Consider the following 9,737-nt stretch of genomic DNA (forward strand, 5'->3'; position numbering starts at 1 on the left):
AAACCTTCTCAAATTTGAGATCATGTCTCCCTAACACGTCCCGGCCGCGGCACCGTGCGCGGCTGAATTGGGGACGACCATGTCTTTCGAAGACGATACATCAAACGACAAGCAGGCCACAGGGGGTCATTCGTCGCAGCCGTCGACCGGCGCGGAGCCGACCCGCGTGGACCGCCGCACGCTGTTGCGCAACGCCATGGGCGCCTCGGCGCTCGGCCTCGGCGCCAGCATGCTGCCGCGCGAGGCGCATGCGCACTGGCATTGGCGCATGCATCATCACCATCATCATGTCACGACCAGCTTCGCGCTCGCCGTCCTGCCCGACACGCAATTCTATTCCCGCTACGCGACCTCGGAAGAAGGCCAGGCCTATCAGCGCCAATATGGCAGCACGCCCTACCCGGCGCAGACGCAGTTCATCGTCGACAACGCCGCCAAATATCATATTCCGTTCACCATCCATCTCGGCGACGTCGTCGATCAGTCCAAGCATCCGCAGCAATGGGCGGTCGCCGATGCGGCGATGAAGGTGCTGGAGAATGCCGGCCGGCCCTATTCGGTGCTCGCCGGCAATCATGACGTGTTGTCGGCGCTGGAGTTCGAGAGCGCGGCCAGCCAGAGCTCGGGCACCGACGCACAGCGCGGTTCGTCCGAGCCGTATCTGACTTGGTTTCCAACCAGCCGCGCCGCCAAGCAGCGCACCTTCCTGGAGCGGCATCCGAGCGGCTGGCACGAGGCACATGTGTTCCACGCCTGCGGCGTCAGCTTCATGGTGCTGTCGCTGTCATGGCGCGCCTCCGACGATGCGATCGCCTGGGCGCACAGCATGATCGCGCGCTATCCGATGCTGCCGGTCATCCTCGCCAACCACCAGCTGCTGAACATCGCCAATGATGGTGTGAGCCCGCTCGAAGTCGCCTATGGCCAGTATCTCTGGGACAAGCTGATCCGTCACAATGACCAGATCTTCATGACGCTCAACGGCCACTATCATGGCGGCGCGCTGCTGACGAAGATCAACGACTTCCATAATCCGGTGCACGAGATGGTCGTCGACTACCAGATGGCCTATCAGGGCGGCAACGGCCTGATGCGGCTGTACGAGTTCGACTTCACCCGCAACAAGATCGACGTCGCCTCGTTCTCGCCTTGGGTGGTCGAGAAGCCGAAGGACAGCCTCAAGCAGTTCGACCGCGCCTGGCTGACCGAGCCGAACCACGAATTCTCGATCGACATCGACTTCCAGCGCCGCTTCTCGCGCTTCACCCATTTCTGCCATCTGCCGGCCTTCGCCGGCACGCCGATCCTGCCGCGGGTCAAGCAGGATCTCTATGCCAACTACACCGAACAGCCCGAGCCGGTGGTGGTGCCGCCGACCAGCGAGCAGGACTATCCGCTGATCGCCGAGACCGTCGCGCATTGGCGGATCACGTCGTCGGCCATCGGCAAGGCTGTGGCCGCAGGCACAGCGCTTGCGGATCTCACCGCCGCCAATCCAATGCAGCGCGCCGCGCTCGCTGGCGCCGCCCAGGTCGCCGACGTGGCGTTCACCGCCGACAAGCACCGGCTGTCGTCGGCGCCGGGCAGCGTGCAGTTCCTCAACACCACCCACCAGGGCCCCGGCCGCTTCAGCTGGTTCACGACCGCGGCGAACGCCCCGATCAATGCCGCGACCTTCGCCAACGGCTATACGATCGAGACCTTCATCAAGATCGATCCGAACTGGAAGGCGGCCGACCACGCCTGGTGCAACATCCTCACCCGCTTCGGCAATCGCGGCTGGCTGCCGGGCTATGCCGGCGGTGATCCGGAATCGCCGCCGATCCTGTTCGCGATCTCCAACCTGCGCGAGGTGCAGTGGGAGATCGTGCCGTCGAGCTCGACCAAGCAGCCGCAGACCGACTGGTCCGGCGAGATCATGCTCAACACCTGGTATCACCTCGCCATCGTCAACGACCCCAAGGACAATTCGACGGTGCTGTATATCGAGGGCGCGCCGGTGGTGCGCAGCGTGATCGGCGGCAACGGCATCGCCAGCGTTGCGGCGTCGCAGCCCTGGGCCCTCGGCTGCGGCTGGTGGGACCGCGCGCCGTCGGACGGCTTCCTCGGCAGCATCGGCGAGGTCCGCGTGGTGTCGAAGCCGCTGGCGCCGAACCAGTGGCTGACGGCGCGCCGCGCCAGCGCCTGATCGACAACACACCGACAAACAAAACGGGCGCCCGCGAGGGCGCCCGTTCGTATTGGAGACCAGAGGATCCGGCCGCAGCCGGGTCCTGGAGATCAGCGCTTCGAGAACTGGAAGGAGCGGCGGGCCTTGGCCTTGCCGTACTTCTTACGCTCGACGACGCGCGAGTCGCGGGTCAGGAAGCCGCCCTTCTTGAGGACGCCGCGCAGCTCCGGCTCGAAATTGGTCAGCGCCTTGGACAGGCCGTGACGGACCGCGCCGGCCTGGCCGGACAGACCGCCACCGGCGACCGTGCAGATCACGTCGTACTGGCCGTTGCGCGCCGCGGCGACCAGCGGCTGCTGGATCATCATCCGCAGCACGGGGCGAGCGAAGTAGACCTCGATGTCGCGGGTGTTGACGGTGACCTTGCCGGAGCCCGGCTTGATCCAGACGCGGGCGACCGCGTCCTTGCGCTTGCCGGTGGCATAGGCGCGGCCAAACTTGTCGACCTTCTTCTCATACTTCGGAGCGTCCGGAGCGGTGACCGCGCCCTTGAGCTGCGACAGCTGATCGAGAGACTGGATGCTTTCGGCCATCTTATGCGGCCCTCGTGTTCTTGCGGTTCAACTTCGCGATGTCGATCTTCTCGGGGTTCTGCGCCTCGTGCGGATGATCAGGTCCGCCATAGACACGCAGATTGCCCATCTGCACGCGGCCGAGCGGGCCACGCGGGATCATGCGCTCGACGGCCTTCTCGAGCACGCGCTCCGGGAAGCGGCCCTCGAGGATCTGGCGCGCGGTGCGCTCCTTGACGTGACCGACGAAGCCGGTGTGCTTGTAGTACGTCTTCTGCTCGCGCTTGCGGCCGGTGAACACGGCATGCTTGGCGTTGACGATGATGACGTTGTCGCCGCAATCGACATGCGGGGTGTAGATCGGGAGGTGCTTGCCGCGCAGGCGCATGGCGACCAGCGTGGCGAGACGGCCGACGACCAGACCCTTGGCGTCGATCACGACCCACTTCTTCTGGACCTCGGCCGGCTTTGCCGAAAAGGTTTTCATGAGAGATATCCGTGACAGGGAGAATGCGGCGCGGATGACGCGCCGAACTGGTCGCAGCTTCTAGAGAAGCGGCCTGCATTCGTCAACGCCATCGGCGCAAAATTACACCAGTAAAAACAACAGCTTGCAAATATGGTGTAATAATACCCTCGAAAACCCTATGCGTTCGGAATGGAATAGGTCGCCGTGACATGGGCGATCGGATCGGGCGATTCTCCTGACAATAGCGCGACTTCGCCGACCGCAAGCCGCTTGCCGAGCTTGAGCAGCCGCGCCTCGGCGAGCACGTCGGCGCCGGCCGCGCCCTTGCGCAGGAAGTTGATGTTGAGATTCGTCGTCACCGCGAGCCCGACCGGGCCGATCGCCGACAGCAGCACCACGTACATGGCGAAATCCGCCAGCGCCATCAGGGTCGGCCCGGACACCGTGCCGCCCGGGCGCAGCATGCGCTCGTTGAAACGCTGGCGCAGACGGCAGCTCCTGCCGTCGGCGCTCTCGATGGCGATGTCGCCGCCGGTGCGAAAGGCCTGGGGAAATTCCGCATGCAGGAACGCTTCGAGTTCCGCGATCGTCATCTTTGCCGTCATGTCTCCCCCTGCTCTGTCGCGTTGCCTTCTGTTACATTAGCCGCCGCCAAGCGCCCAAACGGAAATCGCCAAACGGAAATCGCAATGTCCGCCCCTGCCCTCGCCACCCCTGCCGACGCGCCGATCCTGTTGCGCGAGATGGCCGGCCCTGTCGCCGTGCTGACGCTCAACCGGCCGGCGCAGCGCAACAGCCTGTCGGAAGCGCTGATCGCGGAGCTGCATCAGGCGCTGGCCGGGATCGCATCCGACAAGGCCGTGCGCGCGGTGGTGATTGCGGCCCATGGGCCTGCCTTCTGTGCCGGCCATGATCTGAAGGAACTCACCGCGCGCCGCAGCGACGCCGATCTCGGCCGCGCCTTCTTCGCGAGGCTCATGAGCGCCTGCAGCGCGATGATGCAGGCGATCGTGCATCTGCCCAAACCGGTCGTCGCCTCGGTCCAGGGCATCGCCACCGCGGCCGGCTGCCAGCTGGTCGCGAGCTGCGATCTCGCCGTCGCCTCCGAGCACGCCTCCTTCGCCACGCCCGGCGTCGATATCGGCCTGTTTTGCTCGACCCCGATGGTGGCGCTGTCGCGCAATGTCAGTCGCAAGCAGGCGATGGAGATGCTGCTGACCGGCGAGCCGGTTCCGGCGGAGCGCGCCCGCGAGATCGGCCTCGTCAACCGCGTGGTCACGGCAGGCACCGAACGCGACGCCGCGATTGCGCTGGCACAACAAGTCGCGCGCAAATCAGCCTATACGGTCAAGCTCGGCAAGGAGGCGTTCTACCGCCAGGCCGAGATGAGCCTTGCCGACGCCTATCAATATGCGGCAAAGGTGATGACCGAGAACATGCTCGCCCGCGACGCGGAGGAAGGCATCGGCGCCTTCATCGAGAAGCGGACGCCCACGTGGCGGGATGAATAGTTTACCCCGCTCTCTTTCCTTCGTCTTGCGAGCGCAGCGAAGCAGTCCAGAGTCCCACCCGAACCCCTGGATTGCTTCGTCGCTTCGCTCCTCGCAATGACGGTCTCAGTCACTTCGTCATTTCGGGGCGATGCGAAGCATCGAACTCGGAATCTCGAGATTGTTGAACTCAGCCTGAGATTCCCGGTTCGCGCTTCGGCGCCCCGGAATGACGGCAACTAACAGATCGTACCGCCCATGAATCACGACACCTATCCCGACGACTACATCCGCGGCATTCTCAACGGCGTGAAGGTGATCGCGATGGTCGGCGCCTCGCCGTCCGAGATCCGGCCCAGCTTCTTCGCCTTCAAATATCTGGTGCAGCGCGGTTATGACATGATCCCGGTCAACCCCGGTCATGTCGGCAAGAGCCTGATGGGCCGGCCGTTCGTCGCCTCGCTCGCCGACATCGGCCGGCCGCTCGACATGGTCGACATTTTCAGAAGCTCTCAGCACATCATGCCCGTGGTCGACGAGGCGCTGAAGCTGCAGCCTTTGCCGAAGGTGATCTGGATGCAGCTCGGCGCGCGTGACGACGCGGCGGCCGAGAAGGCCGAAGCCGCCGGGCTGAAAGTGGTGATGAACCGCTGCCCCAAGATCGAATATGGCCGGCTGTCGTCGGAGATCTCCTGGATGGGCGTCAACTCCCGCACCATCAGCGCCAAGCGCGCGCCGATCCCGACGCAGGGCATGCGGCTGTCGCTGAACCGCACCAGCGTCGGCGGCGGCGCGACATCGGCGGCCGACCGCGCCGCAAAGGACAGAAGCGATCCCACCTGACGCATCTGCGAAAGGATTGTGTCGCGGGGGATGCGCGACACAGCAACGCATTTCAAATCCGAGCGATTGTCGCCAGCCGCCTTGACGCCACCCTGGGCGGTGGCAAATGTCCTCCGCCGGGATGACGCGGAGGCGCACAACGGCGCGCTATCGACACCGTCTCCCATCATCGATCCCCGCATCAGCCGGCGCCGCTGCGCGCGGGATCAAGCCCACGAGGAAACACCATGACCGAACGTGCCCCCGGATTTGCCACCCTCGCCATTCACGCCGGCGCCCAGCCCGACCCGACCACCGGCGCGCGGGCGACGCCGATCTACCAGACCACGTCCTTTGTCTTCAACGATGCCGACCACGCCGCCTCGCTGTTCGGCCTGCAGGCGTTCGGCAACATCTACACCCGCATCGGCAACCCGACCAACGCCGTGCTGGAAGAGCGCGTCGCTGCCCTCGAGGGCGGGACCGCCGCGCTCGCAGTGGCCTCGGGCCATGCTGCGCAGGTCGTGGCGCTGCAGCAGCTGCTGTCGCCCGGCGACGAGTTCATCGCCGCGCGAAAACTCTATGGCGGCTCGATCAACCAGTTCACGCATTCGTTCAAGAGCTTCGGCTGGAACGTGGTGTGGGCCGACACCGATGACATTTCGAGCTTCGAGGCCGCGGTGAGCCCGCGCACCAAGGCGATCTTCATCGAGTCGATCGCCAATCCCGGCGGCACCATCACCGACATCGAAGCCGTCGCGCAGGTCGCGCGCAAGGCGGGCGTGCCGCTGATCGTCGACAACACGCTGGCCTCGCCCTATCTGATCCGCCCGATCGATCACGGCGCCGACATCGTGCTACACTCGCTGACCAAGTTCCTGGGCGGTCACGGCAACTCGATTGGCGGCATCATCGTCGATGCCGGCACGTTCGACTGGGCCGGCAGCGGCGACAAATATCCGATGCTGACGCAGCCGCGTCCCGAATATCACGGCATTCGCATCCACGAGACCTTCGGCAATTTCGCCTTCGCCATCGCCTGCCGCGTGCTCGGCCTGCGCGACCTCGGCCCCGCGCTGTCGCCGTTCAACGCGTTCCTGATCCTGACCGGCATCGAGACCCTGCCGCTGCGGGTGCAGAAGCACAGCGACAACGCCAAGGCCGTCGCGGAATATCTCAGCAAGCATCCCGCTGTGGCGTCGGTCAGCTATGCCGGCCTGCCCGAGGACAAGTATCACGCGCTCGCCCGCAAATATTCGCCGAAGGGCGCCGGCGCCGTGTTCACCTTCTCGCTCAAGGGCGGCTATGACGCCGGCGTCAAGCTGGTGTCGAACCTGAAGCTGTTCTCGCATCTCGCCAATGTCGGCGACACCCGCTCCCTGGTGATCCACCCGGCCTCGACCACGCACAGCCAGCTCGACGACGCCGCCAAGATCAAGGCCGGCGCCGGCCCCGACATCGTCCGCATCTCCGTCGGCATCGAGGACAAGGAAGACCTGATCGCCGACCTCGAACAGGCGCTGAGCGCGTAAGCGCTCTGTCCCGGCGGACGATCCTGTCCGTGAGTGAATCCGTCATGCCCGGGCTTGTCCCGCCTGCGCGGCCGAAGCCGCTTCGGCACGGCGAAGGGCCCGGGCATCCACGTCGTTCTCAGCATGCCGGACGGCGTGGATGGCCGGGACAAGCCCGGCCCATGACGAGGTGGAGAGAGACGGGCACAAGACTGCGATCTGATCGCCTCCAAAACCAAAGAGAGCGCGGGCGGGCCCATGGCCTTCCGCGCTCTCCTTCGTCCCACGGTCGGGCCGTTGCCGGCTTCTCGAACCGCGCCCTCGTCAACTGCAGATGGTCATGTCATCAGGTGCAGCACGCGCGCCTGCATCGCGTCCGCCAGTGGCATTTCGGACGCAGTGATCAGCCGGCCCACGGACCGCGCCTGCAGGCAGGCGGCGTCCTCATCGAGGCCCGCGCGGTCGGCGTTGAATGAGATGGTCCGTGATTGGAAAATCTGGCGCCCTGACGCCGAAAACATGATCACAGACATGCTCGAAACCTTTGGGTCTGAGACTCTGATGAAATGCAGCAGAGATTTTCGTTCCCGAACGCAGCGGCCGGGCTGCCTTCGGCCGGCCTTCAAAAATCGCCGGCAGAAGTAAGCTTGCACCAGCAGAACTTAACGAAAGCTGAAAAAGCCCGTCCTTCTACGGGCGATTGCAGCAGCGCACCAGGCCCTGGAAGGTTTTCGTTAACCATACCGGCCCCATCCTGCCGGGCATGGAATCGCTCGGGGGCGTCCCGAGGCGAACGCGGCGGCCTCTGGCCGGTTGAATGCGTTGGACGGACCTTTCTACCAGAAGGCAGGAGAGCAGGATGCGACTATTGGTGATCATGATACTGCTGGCAGCCATCGCGGCGAATGGTGTTGTGCTCGCCGCCGACCTGCCGGGTGTCCATGACAAGGTCCTGCACTACAAGGCCCGCCGCGCCGTCAAGGCGCCACCTCCGGCGGTCATTGTCAAAGACGAGGACTCGCTGATCTCGCCGATGCTGCCCTCGACCCCGCTCCTGCTCGGCCGCCAGGAACTGCCCGGCTATTACGGCCGCGCCTTCTCCTACGACTATCAGGGCCCCTATTACGGCGGCGAAGGCTACACGAACTACATGTTCCGCCTGCCCTATGCCTGCGGCGTGACGGGGTATTGCTGAGAAGCCCTCATGAGCTCGTCTTCGCAGACGGCTCAAGCACCCTCGCGCGGCGCGTTGCTGCCCGCCAGAGCGCTCAAGGACTAGGTTGACCGACGAGCCGGCACTAGATAGATATCATCGGTATCTACCATCAGCAGGAGCGCGCGATGACCGCGACCGCCAAGCTGTTCATGCACGGCCGCAGCCAAGCCGTACGCCTGCCAAAAGAGTTCCGTTTCGAAGGCACCGAGGTCCGCGTCAGCAAGGTCGGCGACAAGGTGATCCTGGAGCCGATATCCAAGCCGCCGCTCGATCTCGACAAGTTCTGGGATGAGCTCGACGCCCTCGGCGCACGGGACTTTCTGCCCGAAGGGCTTCCGGACGACCCGCCGCTGCAGCCGGATCCCCGCGCTCTGTTCGACGAATGATCTGTCTCGACACCAACATCGTCATTGCCGTGGTGAGCGGGCGCAGCACGGCTCTGCGGCATCGGCTCGGCGAACAGATCCGCTCGGGCACTCCGATCGGGCTTTCCGTCGTCGCACTTTTCGAACTGCGCTATGGCATCGCGAGGAGCACCCGCCGCTCGGAAAATGAACGCCTGCTCGACCGCTTTCTGAGTCTCGGCATCGAGCTGCTGCCCTTCGATGGGAGCGATGCCGAGCATGCTGCCGAGATTCGGGCGGATCTCGAGAGAAAAGGGACGCCGATTGGCGCGTTCGACTATCTGATCGCGGCACAGGCTCGCCGGCGTGACGCGGCACTGGTGACGTTGAACCGGCGTGAGTTCGAGCGTGTCCCTGGATTACTCGTGCTCGATTGGCCGGCTTGATCTCCCATATCGTCAAAGCGACCTAAGCTCGGGAGAGAGCCAACGAACCTGGGCAAGCCGTGTGAAGACATGCGCGCTCGCCCAGACTCGCAACGGGCAAAACCGCTCATCGCGCCCTGCATCGCGTCATCCGACAGACGGTAAAGAAATGGACAGGTCGGGCGACAGCCACCGAAGCACTCGTCTTGCAAAATTCGGCAAATCAGCATATTCTGCCTTTGTTCCTGTCCAGCCGAGGGGCGCTTCCGGATCGTCCAGTTGCGTGGGATTGGGAATGCGGTGGACGTGGCAGGCTGTGCGTGGGCGAAAGTCTCTGCGCGGACGAGCGGCCTGTCATGGACGGCGAAATCGCGTGGTCCTGGCGCCCCGATGCTGGCGCCAAGTCTCGTGACGGTGCCCAAGGCATCGCGCGAGGTGACGGGGGCAAGACAGCCGATCCCCGGGGAGATCGCGTATAAGCGTTAAAACCACCGCGCGGGGAAGGCCGGGTGTTTCCAGGCCGTACCTGTGGTGACCGCCGCGTGCTTTTTTTGTTGCACGCGGGCCATGGGTGCCGGCCAGGCATCCGGCCTTCCCTGCGCCCTCGCGTTGTCGAGGGCGAAACGACCGGCATGGCTCGGCGCGACGGCGCGCGAGGATGAGAACTGATGTCTCCACGTCATTGCGAGCGAAGTGTTCAGCCCGGGGACATGGCTGA

12 protein-coding genes are annotated in these 9,737 nt (G+C 64.7%); 7 read left to right on the forward strand and 5 right to left on the reverse strand.

Annotated elements, in window-relative coordinates; genetic code table 11:
- Nucleotides 1–79: 79 nt before the first annotated feature.
- Nucleotides 80–2,188 (forward strand): LamG-like jellyroll fold domain-containing protein, encoded by a 2,109-nt coding sequence (locus tag HL671_RS11115; RefSeq protein ID WP_172236414.1) that lies wholly within the window; start codon nt 80–82, stop codon nt 2,186–2,188.
- A gap of 92 nt (nt 2,189–2,280) precedes the next feature.
- On the opposite strand, the gene rpsI is transcribed toward HL671_RS11115, so the two are convergent.
- The 3 genes from rpsI to HL671_RS11130 form a co-directional block, all read right to left on the reverse strand.
- Complete coding sequence (gene rpsI, locus HL671_RS11120; protein ID WP_012044612.1) at nt 2,281–2,763, reverse strand: 30S ribosomal protein S9; 483 nt, start codon at nt 2,761–2,763, stop codon at nt 2,281–2,283.
- A gap of 1 nt (nt 2,764) precedes the next feature.
- Nucleotides 2,765–3,229, reverse strand: coding sequence for a 50S ribosomal protein L13 (rplM, locus tag HL671_RS11125; protein WP_008966110.1), 465 nt, complete (start codon nt 3,227–3,229; stop codon nt 2,765–2,767).
- A gap of 158 nt (nt 3,230–3,387) precedes the next feature.
- Complete coding sequence (locus HL671_RS11130) at nt 3,388–3,816, reverse strand: PaaI family thioesterase (RefSeq protein ID WP_012044613.1); 429 nt, start codon at nt 3,814–3,816, stop codon at nt 3,388–3,390.
- A gap of 84 nt (nt 3,817–3,900) precedes the next feature.
- Here HL671_RS11130 and HL671_RS11135 point away from each other — a divergent pair, with 84 nt between their 5' ends.
- The 3 genes from HL671_RS11135 to HL671_RS11145 all read left to right on the forward strand — a co-directional run bounded on the left by HL671_RS11135 (nt 3,901) and on the right by HL671_RS11145 (nt 7,055).
- Nucleotides 3,901–4,722, forward strand: coding sequence for an enoyl-CoA hydratase (locus HL671_RS11135; protein ID WP_172236415.1), 822 nt, complete (start codon nt 3,901–3,903; stop codon nt 4,720–4,722).
- Nucleotides 4,723–4,959: 237 nt separating this feature from the next.
- Nucleotides 4,960–5,544, forward strand: coding sequence for a CoA-binding protein (locus HL671_RS11140; RefSeq protein WP_172236416.1), 585 nt, complete (start codon nt 4,960–4,962; stop codon nt 5,542–5,544).
- Between the two features lie 227 nt (nt 5,545–5,771).
- Nucleotides 5,772–7,055: an O-acetylhomoserine aminocarboxypropyltransferase gene (locus HL671_RS11145; protein ID WP_012044616.1), complete on the forward strand. Its 1,284-nt coding sequence runs from the start codon at nt 5,772–5,774 to the stop codon at nt 7,053–7,055.
- Nucleotides 7,056–7,372: 317 nt separating this feature from the next.
- Here HL671_RS11145 and HL671_RS37980 read toward each other — a convergent pair whose 3' ends face one another.
- Nucleotides 7,373–7,687, reverse strand: a complete 315-nt coding sequence (locus HL671_RS37980) for a hypothetical protein (RefSeq protein WP_210263848.1) — start codon at nt 7,685–7,687, stop codon at nt 7,373–7,375.
- A 206-nt stretch (nt 7,688–7,893) separates the two neighbouring features.
- Here HL671_RS37980 and HL671_RS11155 point away from each other — a divergent pair, with 206 nt between their 5' ends.
- From HL671_RS11155 to HL671_RS11165, 3 genes are all read left to right on the forward strand, one after another.
- Nucleotides 7,894–8,229, forward strand: coding sequence for a hypothetical protein (locus HL671_RS11155; RefSeq protein ID WP_172236418.1), 336 nt, complete (start codon nt 7,894–7,896; stop codon nt 8,227–8,229).
- Between the two features lie 146 nt (nt 8,230–8,375).
- Nucleotides 8,376–8,636, forward strand: a complete 261-nt coding sequence (locus tag HL671_RS11160; RefSeq protein WP_012044618.1) for an antitoxin — start codon at nt 8,376–8,378, stop codon at nt 8,634–8,636.
- Nucleotides 8,633–9,040: a type II toxin-antitoxin system VapC family toxin gene (locus tag HL671_RS11165; protein ID WP_172236419.1), complete on the forward strand. Its 408-nt coding sequence runs from the start codon at nt 8,633–8,635 to the stop codon at nt 9,038–9,040. Before HL671_RS11160 ends, HL671_RS11165 begins: the two co-directional genes overlap by 4 nt.
- A gap of 461 nt (nt 9,041–9,501) precedes the next feature.
- Here the strand turns inward: HL671_RS11165 and HL671_RS37985 are convergent.
- The coding region (locus tag HL671_RS37985) for a hypothetical protein (protein ID WP_210263849.1) at nt 9,502–9,737 on the reverse strand (236 nt) is incomplete at its 5' end.

Origin of the sequence: Bradyrhizobium denitrificans (assembly GCF_013179005.1) — a bacterium.
Lineage (GTDB): Bacteria > Pseudomonadota > Alphaproteobacteria > Rhizobiales > Xanthobacteraceae > Bradyrhizobium > Bradyrhizobium denitrificans.